The following is a 19,963-nucleotide window of genomic DNA, read 5'->3' on the forward strand; positions in this document are numbered from 1 at the left end:
CATTCAACTATATCGCAGTGTGCGACTATTTAATCGTAAACTAGCTACGAGAAAATTTAAGAGGATACCATCATGCCATCAATGGATATTGTGTCAGAAGTCGACGCGGTTGAGCTGAGAAACGCAGTAGATAATACGCGCCGAGAAATCGACAACCGTTATGATTTTCGTGGCAAGAATGTCAGCGTTGAATTTAAAGATATGCAAGTGACACTGTCTGCCGATGATGAGTATTACTGTAAACAAATGGTTGATGTGCTGCGGATGAACCTGAGTAAGCGCAATGTTGACCCTGCAGTAATGGAAGTAGATGAAAAGGCGCTACATACAGGAAAAACCTTTTCTCTGCGGGTGCGCTTTATGGAAGGCATTGAAACTGATGTGGCTAAAAAACTGGTGAAAGTTATTAAAGACAGCAAGATGAAAGTGCAGTGTGCTATTCAAGGTGACACAGTGCGGGTAACCGGTAAAAAGCGTGACGATTTGCAAGCAGCTATTCGTTTAGCAAGGGAATCTGAGTTAGGTCAGCCGTTTCAGATTAAGAACCTGCGTGACTAGAGGTTAGTATTTTATTGGCTGTATATAAACAAAAACCACCTTGGCCAAGGTGGTTTTTTATATGGTGATGCACGCTAGTCTTTTAGTTGATTGATGCTCTCGTTCACTTCATAACCTTTATCGGTAACAATTCTTTCTAACACTACTAAGCGATGCTTTAAGCTTTCAACTTCATCGATGAGTTTCATTTTGTCGCTAGAATCTATCTTGGCTTCAAGCTGCTTCATTCGCAGACGATACTTGAAAAAGTCTGCGCCAAAAATGGCAAAGAACACAATTGCGACGATAAGAACCTGGCTGATATCCATATTTCACCTTTCACTTTTAATCAATTAACTTTAAACCTATCAGGTTTAGAAGCAAAAAGCTGACCAGGATGAAAAGTTAATACTAGGGCCTGTTGATCTTTGCTGATTAGAATTTGTTCGAATTAAAAGCACTTTAATCGCGACGCGAGCGATGACGTCTAGTCACCTAAACAAATTCGCTCGCAACAAAGAGTAAAGTGCTTTTAAACGAACCTTTCAGGCAGCGCTTGTTGTCATTTCTACTGCGTTAACGACTTATCATGTGGAACAACCACACATCAAAGTCGTTGCCTTGTATAAATTTTCAACAAGCAGCTGCAAAAATAATCTTGAAAGATCAACAGGCCCTAGTGAGTGAGTTAGCGGATTACCTAGCGTTAGCTCAATAACACATTAAGCAAAAAGTTAGTGCTAATGAGTATCAGTTGGCCAATTTCACTTACGAGTAGTTGACTCACGTGTAGTTGACTCGCGATCTGCAACTGGTTTTTCGTTGGCTTGGTGATTCTGCTGCTTCTGCACTAGATGGATAAGCCATAACACAGGGAAGCCGATAAGACTGGCGGCAATGAAGAAGTTCACATAACCAAAGTTATCGACATACAGCCCTGAGAAGCCTGCAACAAACTTAGGGAATAAGAGCATGATTGATGATAACAGCGCGTATTGCGTCGCGCTGTAGCCAGAGCTTGTTAGGCTAGAAAGGTAAGCAATAAAAGCGGCTGTCGCTATGCCTGCACTAAAGTTGTCCATTGAAATTGCAAAGGTTAAGAAAGCCACGTCATAACCAATATGAGCCTGCCAGGCGAATAACAAGTTAGTAATCGCCACTAATAGCGCACCTAAAAACAGGATTTTCATGGTGCCGTAGCGGGCAATTAACACGCCGCCAGCACCGGCACCAATTAAGGTCATAATCAGGCCGTAAACCTTGCTTAAAAACGCGATCTCTTCTTTGCTAAACCCCATGTCGACATAGAATACATTTGCCATAATCCCCATGACGATATCTGATATGCGGTAGCAGCAGATCAGCAGTAAAATCATGATGGCGCTTTTTCCATAGCGTTTAAAAAAGTCGACAAACGGCAGTACAGATGCACTATACAGCCAAGCAAATGCTTTGGCTGTGGTAGGTGAATATCGCTCGCTGAATTTCGCTCTAAGTTGGGCTTCTTGCTCGGTTGCTTGCTTATTATCGACTTGAGGCTCGCGGCACAACAATGTGGTGATAATACCTACGCCCATCAGTGAAGCCATAATAGCGTAGGCGGTTTGCCAGGATTCTAGATGATATGCACTGTCGCCAGGGCTAATCGCTGCCGCTATTGACAGCGCTCCCGCGGTGGCAACAATCATGGCGCCGCGATAACCCACTTGATAGGCCGCAGCAAGGGCTGCTTGCATATGTTCTGGTGCAGATTCAATCCGAAACGCGTCAATGACAATATCTTGGGTGGCAGAGGCAAAGGCGAGCAGTAACGCGCATAAAGCTAGCTGTTCCAAATTCACTTGCGGGTCGCTCATCGACATACCCAGGATAGCTAATACCACACAGGACTGAGCTAATACCATCCAGCTGCGTCTACGCCCAAGTAAACTAGTAAGAAAGGGTAGGGAGAGCCTATCTACCAATGGTGACCAAACCCACTTAAATGCGTAGGTTAGGGCTATCCAGCTGAAGTAGCCGATGGCCGCTCGATCTACTCCAGCTTCTCGCAGCCAAAAACTTAATGTTGAGAATACCAACATTAACGGCAAACCAGCCGAAAAACCCAAGATCAATAATGCGAGTACTCGGCGATGAAGGTAAACCGAAAAGGCACCGAAGAAACGCGACCAGGTCGAAGGCATAGAGAAGCTATTCATTAATCTAGGTGGAGTGATACCACCTAGCTTAAGTGTCAGCGACTAAAGGTCAAGCGCTAGCGGTAAATTATTGTTTATGGGCGGATTCCGATGCAGCTATCGGGGAATTTTCCACCAATATTAAGGAAATCACAGCAATCATCTACCTGCTTACGCAAATATTGATTACCGCGAATTGCCCATTCTGGCCATTTGTCGAAACAGTGTAACAGGTGCCAAAACACCTGCTCTGTTTCGCTAGGCAGTTGAGCTTTAGATTGGGGGGTATTGACCAGGCATTGCCATTCTTCAAGTACATCCCACATGTAGAGTTGAATTTCTTTGTATTCGAGTTGTTCGTCTAAAAATGCTTTCCCGTAAAAAGCCAGCTGTGGAGCCTTGGCTTCAATGAAGTCATCTGCTGTCATCATTGTCATGTCCTTTAAACGCTTTCTGTGGAGCGTCTTCCTTGAACTAATGTTATTGAACAAATTAAAGTGCGCGAAATTACAAAATATAACTTTGGTGTAATGCACTAAAGTATAGACACGATTAGCCGATATTGTGGAGTTAGTGTAATAAAACTGCAAAAAGCATAGTAATGACTGAAATTGACTTTGCTGAGCGATTTTCTGCTAAATATGGCGGTTGTTGGAACGAAAATTGAACAATTATTCTGTATGAATTTGCTAAAACTCAGTGAAGATAAGTTAAGTTTTTGAATCTTAGTCGTTGTTTAACGACGAGAGTATGACTGCTGCTCAGTAATCGAAACCTGAGTAGCGCTATCGTTTAATTACCCCAAGTTGAACAATCATCAATGAGTATGAGTTTGCCAGCAAAAAGGAGGCATAATGCCTCCTTTGCGATGTGTGCGTTTTTAGTGTGTCATTAACTAGATATCTATATAGGTCGTTATCTCGGTAAAAGTGTCGCCTTGGTTAGCGTGATGTTTTTAACCGGTACATCTGGCCAACCAAGTTTGGCATTTTGCCCTGTTTCAACCACGGCCATTGCTTCTAATACTTCTAAACCCTCAATGACTTCACCAAATACAGCATAACCCCAACGGCGCTTTGAAGGGTCAAGCCGTTTGTTGTCAGCGACGTTAAAGTAAAACTGTTTGGTCGCACTGTGAGGCTCATTCTCCCTTGCCATGGCAATGGTTCCCAAGCCATTTGAAAGGCCGTTGCCAGCTTCATTTACAATAGCTGGCATGGATGGCTCTGCTTCTTCAAAATTGCCATCAAGCCCGCCACCTTGCACCACAAAGTCAGCGATAATGCGGTGGAAAATAGTATTGTCGTACTCGCCTTTAACCACATAGGTTAAGAAGTTATCTACGGTAATTGGTGCTCGCTGGCGGTCTAGTTCAACAACGATTGTGCCCATGGTGGTTTCCAGTTTCACTTTTGGGAACAGAGTATCAGGTTGAATATCGACTTTAGCGACTGCGCAGCTCAAGGTTAGTGTGAGGGCGATAATAGCGGCAGATAACCATTTAAACATGTCTTTCGTCCTTGTTATTGCTGTTGAATAAATTGATGCAACTCGGCGTCATTAAGAATTTCACCCGTTAGCTTGTCGAGCAGTTTGTTGATGTCTAACTCTAGGGTGGCGAAGTCAGAGTTAAACGGGCCAGTTAATGTGCCGCGGCCTTTATATATTTTGGTAAATTCTTGAGTGCGGTTTGTGGCGACCACATTAATAGTGACCTGAGTTTTTGCCTCATAGCCAAAGGTGGTTTCAGTGACATCAGTGAGCAAATTATCTAACTGAAACTGCACAGTGCGAAATGAGCTTGGTGAAATACTATAGCCAGCTTCGCTAATACCTTGTCTAAATACCTTATCAAGCTGTTGCCTTACAGGTTCGCTTGGACTAATGAGTCTAGCTGCATCGTCACCATTATGAATCCGTACAATAAAGTTAGCCTTGCGGGTATCAATAGTTTCAACATGTACCTGAGTTGCCATTGAGGTTTGTGGTGCAACGGCACCAAGACTTGGGTTTAATGCAATATGGGTTGGCTGGTGACTGGCACAGGCACTTAGGCCTAGCGCAGCAAGTAAAATGAACACAGGTGATTTCATATTTATAGTGCGTCTTTAACTTATGTCTCTTGTGATAATGACAGCAAGCATATCAGATTTAACACAAGGTAACAGCCAACATAATACGCATTAAGGCTGTATTAATGGAGGATGGGGTTTAGCTTCACCAAACTACTGCTTCTCAATAGTAACAAGCTGAGGTGGTTGACATTATTTATTAGGCGTAGCAACTTAATTTGTGAAATGACACGGAGGAAAGTGATGTCGGCGCAGCAGCAAAACCTCAACCCGAAACCTCATGTAGTAGCGACAGTGGATGCTAAACAGGCAAAAACATCTACAGGTACGCTAAGGTATCCACCAATTCATACGCAAATTGCCCCTGATTGCTTAATTCAGGCAGACGGGAAACCCATGTTTGGTCATTTCGATGGCATAGTAAAGTCACTTGGATTAGAACAGTTTGATTATCGCAATACCATGGATAAACAAGCATCCAAACTTGCCAAGTATTTCGATTACAAGCAGTTTCAGTTTGTGACGGTCAAAACTCAGCGCTACATAGTGAGCGCTGCGATTGCCGATATTCGCTATCTTGGTAGCGGCTTTATTTATGTGTATGACATCAAATCACAAAAAATTGTCGAGCAAAGCTACTTAAGGCCGCCGACTCTGGGCTATCAAACAACGCCGTCGCCATACAATGGTGAGGCAAGTATCTCAAAGCTTGGGTCAGCCGATAAGTTGGTGCGTTTTAATCTAGTTGAAGGTGTTTGGCAGCTTGAGATTAACACCAACAAGGTAAGCGCGTCGCTAACCTTAACTCCGCCGGCATTAAGTTTACCGATGAGTCTGGCTACTCCAACTGCATATAATGGCTGGACATACACCCAAAAACACAATGCCCTGCAAGTGTCTGGCACCTTAACGGTTAATGATGAGCCACAGCCGCTTAATCAAGCTCTGGCGAGTTATGACTTTTCTGCTGGCTATATGCGCCGAGAAACCAGCTGGCGCTGGGCGAGTCTTAATGCTAATACCGAAGGTGGCGTGATTGGGCTTAACCTTGCTGCTGGAGTAAATGAAACTGGTGCCAATGAAAATGTACTCTGGGTTAATGGCCAGCGCCATTTGCTTGGGCAAATTCAGTTTGAATTCGACAGAGATGATTTAACCAGCCCATGGCAGATACACGCGGCCAATGGTCAAGTTGATTTAAGTTTTCATGGCATCAATCAACGCACTGAAAAGCTCGACCTCTTGCTACTGAAAAGTAATTTTAGGCAGTTTATTGGCTATTTCGATGGCAAACTTACTGATAACCAAGGTGTGACTTATACCATTTCTCAGCAGTTAGGCTTGTGTGAAGATCATTACGCTAAATGGTAATGGGCTTGTTAGTTATTTTAATTAGACACAGCAGTTATTAGATGGAAATAGACGCTTTAGACATAAGGCGCAGAGCGGTTGGAAGCGCCCTTGGAGAGTAAATGGAATTTTCGAATATGATGGCCAGTTTAATGAGTCATCCAGAGTTATTACTGTTGGTGTTGGCACCATTATTTTTTGTGTGTATCGCTGCTGAGTGGTGGTTTATTCGTCAAAGCCAATCCCTGCCACAAACAGCGCGTTATGTACTACCAGAAGCTGCTTGTAACATTGGTCTTGCAGCTATGCACCAAGTGACTGACATTTTGGCAGGCTTACTGATTGCTAAAGTGTACTTGTATTTCTTTGGCTGGCGATTGTTTGATATTGAATTAAGCATTGCGAGTTTTGCTGCATTGCTGATAGCCCAGGATTTTTGCTACTACTGGTTCCATAGAGCGAGTCACCGGGTGCGTTGGATGTGGGCGGCGCATGTGGTGCACCATAGCTCTGAAAATATGAATTTGTTGACAGCATTTCGCCAAAGTTTAATGTATCCCCTAGCTGGTATGTGGCTATTTTGGCTACCACTCGTTGTGATTGGTTTTGACCCAAGTTGGGTAGTGTTTGCTGTGCTACTTAATCTTGGTTTGCAGTTTTTTGTTCATACGCAAGCGGTTGATAAGCTTGGGCCGTTAGAGTGGATTTTTAATACGCCATCGCATCATAGAGTTCATCATGGGCGTAACCCTGAGTATATAGATAAGAACTATGCTGGTGTGCTGATCATCTGGGATAAGTTGTTTGGCACCTTTGAGAAAGAAATTGCGCCGGTAAACTATGGCATTACCAAGCCTGTAAACAGTTTCAACCCGCTGGTGGTCAGCTTTGCAGAGTGGCGCGACATGTTTAAAGAGGTGAGTGCTTCGGGTTTAAGCTTGTCTGAGCGCTGGGCGCTATTATTTGCGCCGCCACAGGCTCAGCAAATAAACGCTCGACAAATGGATGGGCTGCAAACGGATACTCAGCAGGTTAAACATGAACAAGATAAACCAGTAGAGGATTTTACATCGCAGTAAGCGGCACTCGTTTCTCACAGTTATAAATAAATTACTATCTTCTAATGAAGGAGACTTTGTGTGGGCTCCCTAGAAGGGGACCCAATCAGTTGAAGCTATAGGCTAGAGTTGCAGTGATATTTAAAGCCGTTGAAAACATGGATGTTTTCGTCGAGCCCACAGGACGTGCTCGCTGCGAGCTTTAAATTCCATTGCAACGCCAGCTAATTATTGAAGCAACCCCTTCTGGAGAAAAATAGAACGATAACCACTTACTGAATAAGGTGGTTTAGGGCCGAAAATAACAACGCCAGACTAAAGCCTGGCGTGTTTATTTTTGTTAGCAAGCTAAAGCCGAATCTACTTAGGTTTTACCGCTTCAACCTTACCGCCTAACCATACTGAGATAAGCGACATAGGTACTAGAATCGCGCCAAGAATAAACAGAGCTGAATAGTCACCGTTTTGTGTCAGCCCTGGTACTAGCTGAATGGTGATAATCACGCTAAGCACCGCAGATGTACCACTGATCCCCGCTAGCGTGCCGACAGTTTTACCAGAGAAGTAATCACTTGGTAGAGTTTGAATGTTACCAATAGCGGTTTGGAAGCCAAACAGAATTAACGCGATAAGTCCCATTGCCATAGCTGGTGTGGCGGCTTGCGTTGTGAGCAATAGTGCCGGCAGCATGACTAAACCACCTACTAAAATTGTTAGTCGGCGAGCTTTGCTGACGCAGCCATACTTCTCAATTAACTTGCCGCTGAACCAGCCACCAAAAATGGCACCAATTGCCGCGCCCACATAAGGTACCCAGGCAAATGCACCAATTTGCTTAACGTCAAAGCCGAACTTTTCATTTAAGTAAAGCGGTAGCCAAGCAACAAACAACCACCAGATAGGGTCAACGAAAAAGCGCGCCGCAATAACACTCCAAGATTGTTTGTGTTTAAGTAGTTGCCCTAGTGTTGGCACATACTCATCTTGGTTATTGCTGTCAGTTCCAGCAATTTGACCAGATAAGATGTGCTCACGTTCTTCATCGGTGATCCATGGGTGAGCATCAGGCGCAGATTTATAAACGATTACCCAAGGAATAATCCATAAGAAACCTAGGATAGCGATCACCACGAAAGTGGCTTTCCAGCCAATAAAGGCGTATAGCGCAGCGATAAGTGGCGGTGCGATGATAGAGCCCATTGATGCACCTGAGTTGAAGATGCCTTGTGCGAGTGCGCGTTCTTTAGCCGGGAACCATTCAGCATTAGCTTTAGTGGCGCCAGGCCAGTTACCTGCTTCACCCACACCAAGAATAGCGCGAACAATAGCAAAGCTCATTGCAGTCGATGCGATAGCGTGGGCTGCGATAGAAATCGACCAAACTAAAATGGATAAGATAAAGCCAAGGCGGGTGCCGATGGCGTCGAAGATTTTACCAAATAGTGATTGACCGATGGCGTAGGCGATCATGAATACGCTGATGATGTTAGCGTAGTCACTTTTATCTAGCCCTAATTCTTCTGAAATACTTGGCCACATAATGGCAAGTGCGGAACGGTCAATATAGTTAATCACAGTTGCTAGGGCGACCAAGCTAACAACCAACCAGCGTAAATGTTTGACTTTCATTATTATACTCTTGTATGACAAATTTAACGGTTGTAGTTATCCGCTAGAGCCAGAACCAAAATGCACAATGTTAAGCGCTAGTAGATAAATGCATGCAGGACATAGGTCATATTGCCGCTAATGAAACAAGATTGAAACAGTTTTGTTATAAAAAAGGGCAACACATCACAGTGTAATATGTTGGGATACACATGAGACTGTGAGTGTTCCTTTATCAACATTATTTGTCAGACATATTGCTTGGAACTTGGCTTTGGCACCTAAGAAGAACTTAGGGCCAGAGTATGAGTAGTCGGCAATGGTTGAGCTGTTACCACGAGTCATGACCTGTGGCTCGTCTAGCAGGTTCAGCGCTTTCAGGGAGAAAGACAGATAGTCAGTTAACTTGTAGCTTGCCGTAAAGTCGAGATAGCTGGCGTCTTGCTCAGTCACCGCTGCTACTTCAATGTCTGTTTGAGTGTTATCAGCAACAGCATTGGCTGACAGGGCGGAGGCGAGGGCGGTTAAGAATACAGCAGTTTTAGGCTGCCAAGATTTGCCCTTCCCCTTTAGTGCATGGCTTATTTTATTAAGTTTCACGTTAATTCCCCCCAGATTAAAGCTAGTTTCTTAAAGTTTGTTTCTAACTATCAAGGTAAACATATATTTCAACTTTATTGTTGGAATAACAGCGTGTGCTTAATTAGAAAATAGGGGGTGGTTGATACAGTGCTAACCAGTTTGTTATACCAATTGTTAATGCTTTTGGTGTTTTTTGTTTTTACCAATGCTGGATATGGTCTGACAATTTGCTAGAATTGGTTGAAAGAGTTAGCTATTATCTTTAAATAACTGTTGCTGTTCGGTTAATTAACGATATGATTATCAGCGATTGACTAGAGCGTAAGTTGAAGGACTGAGTATGAAAAACCGTCGCTTATTTTGGCGCATCGTTGAACAGATTGAGCAAGCAATAGAGCAAGGCGAATATGCTGTGGGGAGCCGTTTGCCTCCAGAGCGTGAACTTGCTGAAAAGTTTGATGTGAGTCGACCTACAATTCGTGAAGCGATAATTGCCTTGGAAGTGCGTGAACGTGTTGAAGTTAAAACAGGTTCAGGGGTTTACGTGGTAAACCAAAATGGTACTGATAATGTGACTCAGAAAATTAATGCCTTTGAACTTACTCAAGCTAGAGCACTAGTTGAGGGCGAAATTGCTGCCTTAGCCGCCAACAGTATTACCGATGAAGAGCTTGCCAAGTTGCATCACACGCTAGTGATGATGGAAGACAAGGAATACATTGAAGAAGCGGACCAAATGTTCCACCAGATTATTTCGCAGTCGACCCGCAACAGCGCATTGATAAACGTATTCGACAGCCTGTGGGCACTGCGCTCTTCTAGCACGGCAATTGTTGATGACTACAATATGGTTTGCAGTACCGACAATCGTAAAACTCTCGCTGAGCATACTGCAATCTATCAAGCATTATCTAAGCGTGATGCGTCACAAGCACGTAATGCGATGCATGAGCACTTTAATCGTTTAATCAATGTGTTGTTTGATAAACTTGAAGCCCAGGCGCTAGAAGAAGTGCGACGTAAAAACAACGCTAACCGCGATTTATACTCCATCGATAACATTGTTAAGTTGCGAAGCTAGGCTCTGTTTGCCCAGAGTGTTTAAAACAGTTAAATAACAAACGCAGAGTGGTGACTCTGCGTTTTTTGTTGTTAGCCCCTAAACCACCTACTGCAGCAGGTGGCTATCTATGGGTTGTAATATAGGTGGCGGAGTATTAGTTAATCAATTTTGTGTTTGGTTAATCAAGGTTGTTTGGCTGTATGATAATCAAGGTTAATAAAGCTTATGGCTATTAGAGCTTACGGCTTTGTAAAATAACGAACTTGCCGTTCGATGCGACTGTTTCACAGTTTTTGAAAATACGTTTGAGCTTAACGTGATAGTTTAAATGACGGTTACCCACCACATGTAAAACCCCGCCCTTTTGCAACACCTTGGCCGAATCACTGAACATCTGCCAGGCAATATGATCCGTGATGGCTTCGCCCTGATGAAACGGAGGGTTACATAACACGAGATCTGGCTTGATATTGTCAGGCAGGTTAGACAAACAATCTTCCCAAGCAAAGCTTGCATCAGCCTCATCTAATTGATTGTTTGTCCAATTTAGCTTAGCGCTGCTGGTTGCCATATGTGAGTCATCTACAAAATGGATGTGAGCCTTGCTGTAACGCTTTTTCGCATGCAACCCTAAAATACCATTGCCGCATCCTAAATCGACTATCGATTCAAACTCGCCTTCGGGTAGGTTGTCGAGCATGATCCGCGCGCCAATATCGAGTTTGGTGGCAGAGAACACATTACTTAGATTGCTCATGCTAAAGCCATCTTGTTGCCATTTGGCTACTGGTGGCAAAGCTCTTGCTTTACCATCTGCAATAGCGGTGATGACGCGTGTTTTCTTATAGGTAAGGCTTGCTGATGCTTCACCTAAATGTGTGGCAATGCTGCCAAGTAACGCTTTATTGATTGACTTAGCTTTGGCGCCGATAAGCACTTGAGTGCCTGGTTTTAGCACCTGTGATAGCCGGCAAAGTAGGTAGTTAAAGTAATTCAGATTTTTAGGTAACTTAATTAGCACAAGCTCGATGTTTTGTTTGAGCTCATCTCCACTGGTTTGCCAGTCAATTGAATCGATGTTGAGTTGGTTGTTTGCTAGGTTTTGCTGAGCGCCTAAAAGTGATGTTTTAGCATCGGTTTCAAACACCAGTGGCCAATTGGGGTTAATTGATTTTAGGCAGCAAGTCAGCGCACCAAAGCTATCGTTAATGATAAGGGTGTGCGGCAATTTGGGCTGTTTTAGCTCAAGGCTGTCGGTTAGCAGCTTAACGATATGTTCGTCTGCAGCATCCCATGCTTGCAGGTTTGATTGCTGCTTAGCTGGGTAGCGCTGCAAGGTGAGATTAATGTCTGAAGAGGCGAATTGCGTATTCATAGGTAAACCTTATCACTTAAGTGGCGCGCATTATCGCAGATCTGATGAACTTGAGCTAACTGATAAGTGCATAGGTTAATTTGCCTACTTGTTTGTGTTGCCTGTTCACATACTTGTACTGATTGGTATAACATCATAATTTATTGATTTTTAACACAAGGGGCACGTATGAACGGTGCTGGTGGAACGTCAGGCGGCGTAGGACAGTTTTTTATCGGCCTGATAATGATGTGTGGTGGCTTTTATATGTTGCTTAAAGCAATTAAGGTCACCAGCAGCTTTGGTTTTGGTTATAGTCTCTATAGTGTCGGCAGCTATAACCTGACGAGCGGGATGATTATGATCCCGTTTATTTTTGGTGTCGGGATTATGTTCTATAACGCCAAAAATATCTTAGGTTGGGTGCTAACCTTTGGCTCATTGACAGGACTTATTTTTGGGGTGATTAGCTCAATTCAGTTTCGCTTTACCCATATGTCGGCGTTCGATTTAATCGTGATTTTGGTATTGAGCATGGGCGGTTTAGGTCTGTTCTTGCGCTCACTCAAAACCGTAGAAAAGCGCTACCCTAGTAGTTAGTTGTTTTGAGCCGTTCAGGGTTGTCTCGCTGCCAAACATTGGCAAGTAAACGACTGTTAACCCAAAATAGTTAACGTGATTGATGGCAAGGAGCCGGTGCAGAGTTTAGCATCGGCTTTTTTGATGCAAGACAGCGAACCACAACCCATGTGCCCATTTATGCAAGGAGTAAGCATTTGAGTTCCTCACCCAGCATATTCAGATGGCTGATGTCATTTTTAAAGCCTTATCGTGCTCGCGTTGTCGCAGCTATCGTGTTTTTGTTTATTGGCTCGCTTGCCTGGCTGTCTTTGGGGCAAGGGGTAAAGATGATGGTCGATGAAGGGTTTGTAAGTACTAACACCGAACGTTTAAACCAAATCATCTTTTTTATCTTATCAATCACCTTCATTAGTGCTAGCGCGGTATTTTGTCGGTTCTATTTGGTCACCTGGCTGGGTGAGCGAGTTAGCGCTGATATCCGCAAGACGGTATATCAACATTTATTGATGTTATCGCCTGGCTATTTCGCCCAGCAAAGAACAGGTGAGGTGATTTCCCGCTTCACCGCTGATACCACATTGCTGCAGTCTGTGGTGAGCTCAAGTTTATCGATGGCGCTGCGCGCTAGTGTCACTGTATTAGGCGGCATGGTGATGATGCTGATCACCAGCGTCAAGTTAACCTTGCTGGTACTACTCGCCGTGCCTTTGGTGTTAATTCCAGTTGGCATATTAGGGCGTAAGGTGCGCAGTTTGTCGCGCAAAAGTCAGGACAGAGTCGGCGACCTTGGTGCTTACATAGATGAAACCTTACACGAAATCCATACAGTACAAGCCTATACCCATGAGGGGCAGGATAAGCTGGCATTTTTTGATCGCGTTGAAGCGGTCATGAGCACCGCTAAAGCACGCATATTTTATCGCGCAGTGCTGATCGCCTCAGTGATGTTTTTGAGTATTGGTGCCATTACATTAGTGACCTGGGTTGGTGCGCTAGATGTGATGGATGGCACTGTTAGCGCCGGTGAGCTTTCGGCATTTATGTTTTATGCGGTGATGGTGGCAGGCTCGGTGGCGACCATTAGTGAGGTTTATAGTGAAATTCAACGCGCTTTTGGCGCAGCTGAGCGCTTACAAGAGTTAATGTTAACGCCAATTGATATTACTGACGTTGAGTCTCCAATGCAGTTAAGTGATGCGTCAAACCGAGATTTAACCATTAGCGAGTTAGTATTCACTTACCCCGATGAAACAGAAAGGCATGCGCTGGAGCACATTAGCTTATCGATTAAGGCTGGCGAGCGAGTGGCGTTAGTAGGGCCAAGTGGTGCAGGCAAAAGTACCTTGTTTGAATTGTTGATGCGCTTTTATCAGCCAAAATCTGGGCAAGTGCTACTTGATGGCGTGGATATCGCCAGTTTATCGCTTGAGCAGCTGCGCCAGCAGTATGCGCTAGTACCGCAAGAGTCGGTAATATTTGCGATGAGCGTGCTTGAGAATGTCCGTTATGGCCGACTGGACGCTAGCATTGATGAGGTTAAACAAGCTTGTATCGCAGCAAAAGCCGATGAGTTTATTCTCGCGTTTGATCAAGGCTATGACACTTATTTAGGTGAGCGCGGAGTGCGTTTATCGGGTGGACAGAAACAGCGAATCGCCATAGCAAGAGCCATTCTAGCTAATAGACCCATCTTATTGCTTGATGAAGCCACTAGTGCACTTGATGCTGTAAGTGAAGAGCAAGTAAAGCAAGCGCTCGATACCCTAATGCAGGGGAAAACGACTTTGATTATTGCCCACCGTTTAGCAACGGTTATTAATGCCGACCGCATTTTTGTGATGGATCACGGTAAAGTCGTCGCTGAAGGTACGCACCAAAGCTTGATGCAAACTAGCCCGCTATATCAAGAGTTTGCAAGTTTGCAGATGTTAGATGCGAAATGGGATGAAGCTTAATTCACTTTAGAATAACTAACCCTCACCGAGTCGCAGCCGTTACAGGTTTTTAGATAAGCAAAAAGCCATCAAAATGATGGCTTTTCTTTCAGAACAACTGCTAGTTGGATAAGTGCTACAGCCTATTTGCGAAGCTCGCGGCGCAAGATTTTACCGACAGCACTTTTTGGTAACTGCTCAATAAACTCGATTATTTTAGGTACCTTGTAACCAGTCAACTCGGTTTTACAGTATTGCCTAATCGTATCGCGAGTTTGCGCTTCATCATTAGTTGGATTAGTCAGCACAATTACGGCCTTTACGGCTTCACCAGAATGATCATCTTCAACACCCACAACCGCACACTCTAGTACGTCTTGATGGCGCGATAGTACATCTTCGACTTCATTAGGGTATACGTTAAAGCCAGAGACAATAATCATGTCTTTCTTGCGGTCAACAATAGTGTAAAAACCGTCGTCAGATTTAATCGCGATATCGCCAGTTTTAAAGAAGCCGTCCTCGGTCATCACCTTGGCGGTTTCTTCTGGTTTTTGCCAGTAACCTTGCATGACCTGTGGGCCGCGAGCGGCAAGCTCACCAGCTTCACCGACAGCCACTTCTTCATCGTTGATATCTAGGATCTTCACTTCGGTCTCAAGCACTGGTTTGCCGATTGAGCCAAGGCGTTGATGACCTGGTGCGTTTAAGGTGATAACAGGAGAGGTTTCTGACAGGCCATATCCTTCGCTGATCATACAGCCTGTGGTGGTTTGCCAAAGTTCTGCGGCGGCGCTAGTCAGTGCGGTGCCACCAGAGATAGTCAGTTTTAAGTGGCTAAAGTCGAGCGCTTTAAATTCTGGTTGGTGGCAAAGGCCAACAAATAGTGTGTTAAGGCCAGCAAAACCGGTAAATGGGTAGCTCGCAAGGGTTTTAATTAAGCTCGGAATATCTCTTGGATTTGGGATCAGGACTGAGCAGCTGCCAGATTCGAAGTTAAGTACCAGATTCAACATAAACGCATAGATGTGATAGATAGGCAGCGGCGCGACAAAAATATCCTCACCGTCGGTCATGGTACTGGCTATACGCGATTTCACCTGAGCTGAGTTCGCCAAAATGTTGCCATGGCTGAGTACCGCACCTTTTGATAAGCCTGTGGTGCCACCAGTGTATTGCAGCGCAGCAATATCATCTTTGTTTGGCGTAACTTGCGAGTATGGCAGCCCTGCACCCTTATTAAGTGTCTCTAAAAATGGTGTGTGCTCAAATGTTGCAGCTTTTTGCTCTGGCGGGTTAATTAAATCAAGTGGATGAGTAGCAATGACGCTAATTAAACCGGTTTCCTCGACCACATTGTTTAGTGTTGGTAATAGGTCAGAAAGCACCACTAATACTTTTGCTCCAGAGTCATTGAATTGGTGGATCAACTCGCGCTCTGTGTATAGAGGATTGGTGTTTACCAGTACCATGCCTGCGCGAATCACGCCATAAGCTGCAATAACGAATTGGGTAATATTTGGCAGCTGAATCGCCACGCGATCGCCTTTTTGCAAGCGAGTGTCGTTTTGTAGGTAAGCTGCAAACTGACGCGAAGTTTGATCGATTTCGCCATAGCTAGTGTCATGCCCCAAACATGCATAAGCTCTGTGGTTTGCGTACTTTTTACAAGATTGGTCGATGAGGTCAACGACCGATTGGTATTGGTCAAGATTGAGGGTTGAGCCGGTATCAAATGCCATACTGATTTTCCTTATCAGTTATTTGTTATTGTGACGTTTTTATTCAAACGTTTGTTTAGATTAGTGCGGTTTTTGTGCGCAGGTCAATCAATAACAGCGTTTTTTTAACTGGTCAGATTTTCCTTACACTGTTGGCTAAGTGCTTGGTGTTACATAGCTAAAATCAAATTGTGGGTTTGAATTAATAGGACCTAATTTATCTCACTGTATGACGAGAGCTTCGTGGTGCTTTTGATTGGTTTCACCTGCTGTTTTGGTGTTTTCACCTTTTTCTTAATTGAGCATATCGGCAACATGGCCCTGCTTGTGCTTGCTATCTATTGGGGTGTGTTTTCTGGTGTGGTCACATTCTTTAAGCGTATGGTTATTTAGGGTTTGCTGTTATAGAACTGATAGGGCTAGTTAATTTAGCTCAGGGAGAGATGTATTAACATCAGTAGTATCAAGATGTTTTTCTCAATACTTAATAGAATATATGAGAAACCATGATGAAAAGAAAAGTTGACCTACGCTTAAAAAAGTTAAGTACCGCGGTATCCGTAGCATTATTTGGATCTCTGATTGTGAATCCAGCAGTAAGTGCCGAGGAGCAAGGTGTAGACAAAGATATTGAAAAAATTGCAGTGGTTGGTTCACGTGGTGCACCGCGTTCAATCGCCGACTCACCGGTTCCGGTGGACATTATTGGTGCTGATGAGTTACGTAAATCTGGTAACTCAGATATGTTGGAAATGCTAAAAGGCTCAGTGCCATCGCTCAATGTTCATACCAATCCTATTAGTGATGCAGCGACACTTGTTCGTCCGGCAAATTTACGTGGACTATCAGCAGATAGCACTCTTATCTTATTAAATGGTAAACGTCGTCATCGTTCTTCGGTGATCACCTTTTTAGGTGGTGGAATTAATGATGGTGCACATGGGCCTGATATTTCAGTTTTTCCTGCAATCGCTTTAAAGCAAGTTGAAGTATTGCGTGACGGTGCTGCTGCTCAATATGGCTCAGATGCGATCGCTGGCGTAATGAATTTTGTGTTACGTGACGACGCAGAGGGTGGAGCCATTGAGGTTAAGTCAGGACAATATTATGAAGGAGACGGAACCGCGACAGAAGTGTCAGGGTATGTGGGTATGCCACTTACTCAGGATGGCTTTGTTAATTTGAGCTTTCAGTACAAAAATGCTGATGCGACTAGTCGAAGTGTTCAGCGCCCGGATGCTGCAGCTTTTGCAGAGGCAGGTCTAGATGTTGCAAACCCTGCTCAAATTTGGGGTTCGCCTGAAGTTAAAGACGATATTTCATTATTTGCAAACTTAGGATTAGATCTTGATGACTATTCTCAAGCCTATTTATTCGGTAACTACTCGTCACGAGATGTAAAAGGTGGGTTTTATTATCGCAACCCACATACTCGAGGCGGCGTTTACTCCAACGATGATGGCGCTACACTGCTTGTCGGTGATTTGACCCCCGGCCCTTTAGGCCAGGTCAATGAAGGGTTAGGTATTGGTGATGGTATTGACTGCCCAGTAATCCCAATCACCTCAGCAAATGTTACTACACAGCAAGATTACATTGATGGGATACAGAACAACCCAAACTGTTTTGCCTTCAATCAAATGGTGCCAGCAGGTTTTACCCCAAACTTTGGTGGTGAAATTATTGATACGTCTTTGGTAGCGGGTACAAAAGGTGAATTTCAAATTGATTGGCTGAAAGGCATTAGCTACGACTTTAGTGGTTCTTACGGTAGCAATTCGTCACGTTATTTTATTTACAACACTGTGAATGCATCTCTAGGTCCGGATAGCCCAAGAGATTTTAGTCCAGGTAAGGCGATTCAAACTGAGTGGAATATGAATGCCGATTTTGTAAAGTATGTTGATTTAGGCTTAGCCGCAGAGGTCGCGTTTGCAGCAGGTTTAGAGTGGCATGATGAAACCTATGAGATACTGGCTGGTGATGAAGCCTCCTTCAAAGTAGGTCCTTTGACTTCGCAAGGTTTTGGTATTGGTTCAAATGGTTTTCCTGGGTATCAGCCATCCGCTGCAGGCGAGTTCAAGAGAAAGAATAAAGCCGTGTACTTAGATACAAGTGTACCGTTTACTGATGCTTTCTTAGCAGAATTTGCGATTCGATTCGAAGACTATGACTCATTCGGATCCACAACCAACTACAAAGTTGCTGCTAATTGGCATCTGACAGATGATTTTTCAGTACGTGGCTCTTTTAATACTGGCTTTAGGGCGCCAACCGTAGGTCAAAGTAATGTTGCTAACGTTCAGACAAACTTATCTGGCGGTGTGTTGGTTGATTCTGCATTGCTTCCTCCAACCAACCCTATTGCACAGCAACTTGGCGGCACTGAATTAAGTCCTGAAGAGTCGATGAGTTACACACTGGGTGCTGTCTATAATTATGAAGATTTTTTTGTCACCTTAGATTATTACCAGATAAAAGTTGAGGACCGGATTTCACAGTCTGAGAAAATCTCTTTATCCGATAGTGATAAACAGGTGCTTAAGGATGCTGGAGTACCAAACGTTGACGGCCTAGCACAGGTTAGTTTTTTCACTAATGATTTTGATACTACGACAACAGGGGTTGACCTTGTTGCCAACTATAGCGCCTCATTGCTAAAAGGCGATGCATCATTTGCGTTAGCCTATAACTGGAATGAGACTGAAGTTGATAGGTTTTCAGCGATTACCGGTGACTTTAAGGTAGCTAGGCTCGAAAAAGATTTACCTAAGCATCGAGCAACATTTACTTGGCTCCAAACTTGGCAAGACTTTGGGTTGTTCACTAGGGCCAACTACTTCGGAGAATATCAAGGTGTGCATGTAGACTATGACGCCACGGTCAAAACCGCTAGTGCTGCGGTGACCGTCGATATGGAGTTGAGTTATTATGTTAACGATGCGTTTACTATCTCTTTGGGTGCTCAAAATATTTTTGATCAGCAAGCAGAAAAATTAGACTTTGCTGATGCTACAGGTATTCCGAATAATAACTGGGGCGGACAATATTATGAAACTTCACCCTTTGGATTTAACGGTGGTTATTACTACGGTAAGTTGAATTATCGTTTTTAACTTAGTGTGATACGTATAAAGGCTGCCTTGGCAGCCTTTATAGTTTTACAGCAACAGGCCTAATTAACCTTCGAAAGCGCCCATAACAAGTCTGTAATTGCCAATGTTGCAGGCAGTTCAATTCCTTGCGGTTGCTGTGGCCCATATACACGGTTGTAAGGTGTGCCATGGCCGCCAACTGACGCAAGGTAGCCTTCAACCAATGGATTGCTATTGGTTATATCGCCACGCATTAACACTATATTGTCGGCATTAAGAGTATCTACCACTTGCTCACGGTGCCAAACATTTGCTTTGTTAGCTCGACATGGTAAGCACCAGTCTGCCTGCACATCAACAACAACTGTGTAACCTTGCTCAACCAGCCCTTGGATTTTTTCTGGCTGTAGTGGCTGCCACTGTTGAAAAAGGTAAGCATCGTAGTTCTCGCCATTCTTAATAAACGCCACGATACCCGCCATACAAACTGCGAAAAAGCCAAGCACGAAGATAACGGCCATTGGAATGGCTTTACCTTTTATTTTGGCAAACAGTAAGGCTGCAATGGCAGCGAATAATAGCAGTAATAGAATACTTGGAACGTAGGTCATGGTGGATTTATTGCAGAGTTAACCAATATCCCCAGAGCTTAACATAGGCAAGCTTAAAGTTACGTTAAGGTATATCTGTCGGCAAAAGCATTTAAAGATTGTCACTGGTCAATTGTTACTGGTTAGTTCTTATTGGTTAAAATGGATTGTAACCTCATGAGACGTGTTGAGGAGAAACCGGGTAATTGTAATGTCAGCATGGTTCTATGCGGTTTTCCT

The 19,963-nt window shown here is 44.0% G+C and carries 17 protein-coding genes; 7 read left to right on the forward strand and 10 right to left on the reverse strand.

Annotated elements, in window-relative coordinates:
* Positions 1–72 precede the first annotated feature (72 nt).
* Positions 73–558, forward strand: a complete 486-nt coding sequence (locus tag G3R49_RS03350; protein WP_130598279.1) for a YajQ family cyclic di-GMP-binding protein — start codon at positions 73–75, stop codon at positions 556–558.
* 74 nt (positions 559–632) lie between these two features.
* Here G3R49_RS03350 and G3R49_RS03355 read toward each other — a convergent pair whose 3' ends face one another.
* From G3R49_RS03355 to G3R49_RS03375, 5 genes are all read right to left on the reverse strand, one after another.
* A complete protein-coding gene (locus G3R49_RS03355; RefSeq protein WP_167868634.1) occupies positions 633–866 on the reverse strand; it encodes a nitrite reductase in 234 nt (77 codons plus the stop codon).
* Between the two features lie 435 nt (positions 867–1,301).
* Complete coding sequence (locus tag G3R49_RS03360) at positions 1,302–2,720, reverse strand: MFS transporter (protein ID WP_245335228.1); 1,419 nt, start codon at positions 2,718–2,720, stop codon at positions 1,302–1,304.
* 89 nt (positions 2,721–2,809) lie between these two features.
* Positions 2,810–3,142 (reverse strand): hypothetical protein, encoded by a 333-nt coding sequence (locus G3R49_RS03365; RefSeq protein ID WP_130603283.1) that lies wholly within the window; start codon positions 3,140–3,142, stop codon positions 2,810–2,812.
* Positions 3,143–3,629: 487 nt separating this feature from the next.
* Complete coding sequence (locus G3R49_RS03370) at positions 3,630–4,223, reverse strand: peptidylprolyl isomerase (protein ID WP_130598273.1); 594 nt, start codon at positions 4,221–4,223, stop codon at positions 3,630–3,632.
* Positions 4,224–4,237: 14 nt separating this feature from the next.
* Positions 4,238–4,807 (reverse strand): YajG family lipoprotein, encoded by a 570-nt coding sequence (locus G3R49_RS03375; protein WP_167868636.1) that lies wholly within the window; start codon positions 4,805–4,807, stop codon positions 4,238–4,240.
* Between the two features lie 375 nt (positions 4,808–5,182).
* Here G3R49_RS03375 and G3R49_RS03380 point away from each other — a divergent pair, with 375 nt between their 5' ends.
* Complete coding sequence (locus tag G3R49_RS03380) at positions 5,183–6,157, forward strand: DUF2804 domain-containing protein (RefSeq protein ID WP_245335257.1); 975 nt, start codon at positions 5,183–5,185, stop codon at positions 6,155–6,157.
* 101 nt (positions 6,158–6,258) lie between these two features.
* The gene (locus G3R49_RS03385) at positions 6,259–7,215 is read left to right on the forward strand and encodes a sterol desaturase family protein (RefSeq protein ID WP_167868638.1); all 957 of its coding nucleotides are present in this window, start codon (positions 6,259–6,261) and stop codon (positions 7,213–7,215) included.
* 339 nt (positions 7,216–7,554) lie between these two features.
* On the opposite strand, the gene G3R49_RS03390 is transcribed toward G3R49_RS03385, so the two are convergent.
* Positions 7,555–8,823, reverse strand: coding sequence for an MFS transporter (locus tag G3R49_RS03390; protein WP_130598265.1), 1,269 nt, complete (start codon positions 8,821–8,823; stop codon positions 7,555–7,557).
* Between the two features lie 165 nt (positions 8,824–8,988).
* Entirely contained in the window at positions 8,989–9,402 is a 414-nt protein-coding gene (locus G3R49_RS03395; protein WP_167868639.1) for a hypothetical protein, read from the reverse strand.
* A gap of 322 nt (positions 9,403–9,724) precedes the next feature.
* On the opposite strand from G3R49_RS03395, the gene G3R49_RS03400 reads away from it, so the two are divergent.
* Positions 9,725–10,465, forward strand: coding sequence for a FadR/GntR family transcriptional regulator (locus G3R49_RS03400; protein WP_167868640.1), 741 nt, complete (start codon positions 9,725–9,727; stop codon positions 10,463–10,465).
* Between the two features lie 214 nt (positions 10,466–10,679).
* On the opposite strand, the gene G3R49_RS03405 is transcribed toward G3R49_RS03400, so the two are convergent.
* The gene (locus G3R49_RS03405) at positions 10,680–11,822 is read right to left on the reverse strand and encodes a methyltransferase (RefSeq protein ID WP_167868641.1); all 1,143 of its coding nucleotides are present in this window, start codon (positions 11,820–11,822) and stop codon (positions 10,680–10,682) included.
* A 168-nt stretch (positions 11,823–11,990) separates the two neighbouring features.
* Between G3R49_RS03405 and G3R49_RS03410 the strand changes: the two genes are divergently transcribed.
* Together G3R49_RS03410 and G3R49_RS03415 are read left to right on the forward strand one after the other, a co-directional pair.
* Complete coding sequence (locus G3R49_RS03410; protein WP_130598257.1) at positions 11,991–12,401, forward strand: hypothetical protein; 411 nt, start codon at positions 11,991–11,993, stop codon at positions 12,399–12,401.
* A gap of 155 nt (positions 12,402–12,556) precedes the next feature.
* Entirely contained in the window at positions 12,557–14,338 is a 1,782-nt protein-coding gene (locus tag G3R49_RS03415; RefSeq protein ID WP_348633909.1) for an ABC transporter transmembrane domain-containing protein, read from the forward strand.
* 122 nt (positions 14,339–14,460) lie between these two features.
* On the opposite strand, the gene G3R49_RS03420 is transcribed toward G3R49_RS03415, so the two are convergent.
* Complete coding sequence (locus tag G3R49_RS03420) at positions 14,461–16,059, reverse strand: AMP-binding protein (RefSeq protein ID WP_167868643.1); 1,599 nt, start codon at positions 16,057–16,059, stop codon at positions 14,461–14,463.
* A gap of 485 nt (positions 16,060–16,544) precedes the next feature.
* Between G3R49_RS03420 and G3R49_RS03425 the strand changes: the two genes are divergently transcribed.
* Positions 16,545–19,154, forward strand: coding sequence for a TonB-dependent siderophore receptor (locus tag G3R49_RS03425; RefSeq protein ID WP_245335229.1), 2,610 nt, complete (start codon positions 16,545–16,547; stop codon positions 19,152–19,154).
* 59 nt (positions 19,155–19,213) lie between these two features.
* Here G3R49_RS03425 and G3R49_RS03430 read toward each other — a convergent pair whose 3' ends face one another.
* Positions 19,214–19,744, reverse strand: a complete 531-nt coding sequence (locus G3R49_RS03430; protein ID WP_130598252.1) for a thioredoxin family protein — start codon at positions 19,742–19,744, stop codon at positions 19,214–19,216.
* Positions 19,745–19,963 lie beyond the last annotated feature (219 nt).

Origin of the sequence: Shewanella sp. WXL01, assembly GCF_012263345.1 — a bacterium.
Lineage (GTDB): Bacteria > Pseudomonadota > Gammaproteobacteria > Enterobacterales > Shewanellaceae > Shewanella > Shewanella maritima.

Excerpts from the sequence above, each read along its gene's own strand:
- G3R49_RS03350 (WP_130598279.1), top strand. The coding sequence starts at position 73 with ATGCCATCAATGGATATTGTGTCAGAAGTCGACGCGGTTGAGCTGAGA.
- G3R49_RS03355 (WP_167868634.1), bottom strand. The coding sequence starts at position 866 with ATGGATATCAGCCAGGTTCTTATCGTCGCAATTGTGTTCTTTGCCATT.
- G3R49_RS03360 (WP_245335228.1), bottom strand. The coding sequence starts at position 2,720 with ATGCCTTCGACCTGGTCGCGTTTCTTCGGTGCCTTTTCGGTTTACCTT.
- G3R49_RS03365 (WP_130603283.1), bottom strand. The coding sequence starts at position 3,142 with ATGACAGCAGATGACTTCATTGAAGCCAAGGCTCCACAGCTGGCTTTT.
- G3R49_RS03370 (WP_130598273.1), bottom strand. The coding sequence starts at position 4,223 with ATGTTTAAATGGTTATCTGCCGCTATTATCGCCCTCACACTAACCTTG.
- G3R49_RS03375 (WP_167868636.1), bottom strand. The coding sequence starts at position 4,807 with ATGAAATCACCTGTGTTCATTTTACTTGCTGCGCTAGGCCTAAGTGCC.
- G3R49_RS03380 (WP_245335257.1), top strand. The coding sequence starts at position 5,183 with ATGTTTGGTCATTTCGATGGCATAGTAAAGTCACTTGGATTAGAACAG.
- G3R49_RS03385 (WP_167868638.1), top strand. The coding sequence starts at position 6,259 with ATGGAATTTTCGAATATGATGGCCAGTTTAATGAGTCATCCAGAGTTA.
- G3R49_RS03390 (WP_130598265.1), bottom strand. The coding sequence starts at position 8,823 with ATGAAAGTCAAACATTTACGCTGGTTGGTTGTTAGCTTGGTCGCCCTA.
- G3R49_RS03400 (WP_167868640.1), top strand. The coding sequence starts at position 9,725 with ATGAAAAACCGTCGCTTATTTTGGCGCATCGTTGAACAGATTGAGCAA.
- G3R49_RS03405 (WP_167868641.1), bottom strand. The coding sequence starts at position 11,822 with ATGAATACGCAATTCGCCTCTTCAGACATTAATCTCACCTTGCAGCGC.
- G3R49_RS03410 (WP_130598257.1), top strand. The coding sequence starts at position 11,991 with ATGAACGGTGCTGGTGGAACGTCAGGCGGCGTAGGACAGTTTTTTATC.
- G3R49_RS03420 (WP_167868643.1), bottom strand. The coding sequence starts at position 16,059 with ATGGCATTTGATACCGGCTCAACCCTCAATCTTGACCAATACCAATCG.
- G3R49_RS03425 (WP_245335229.1), top strand. The coding sequence starts at position 16,545 with ATGATGAAAAGAAAAGTTGACCTACGCTTAAAAAAGTTAAGTACCGCG.
- G3R49_RS03430 (WP_130598252.1), bottom strand. The coding sequence starts at position 19,744 with ATGACCTACGTTCCAAGTATTCTATTACTGCTATTATTCGCTGCCATT.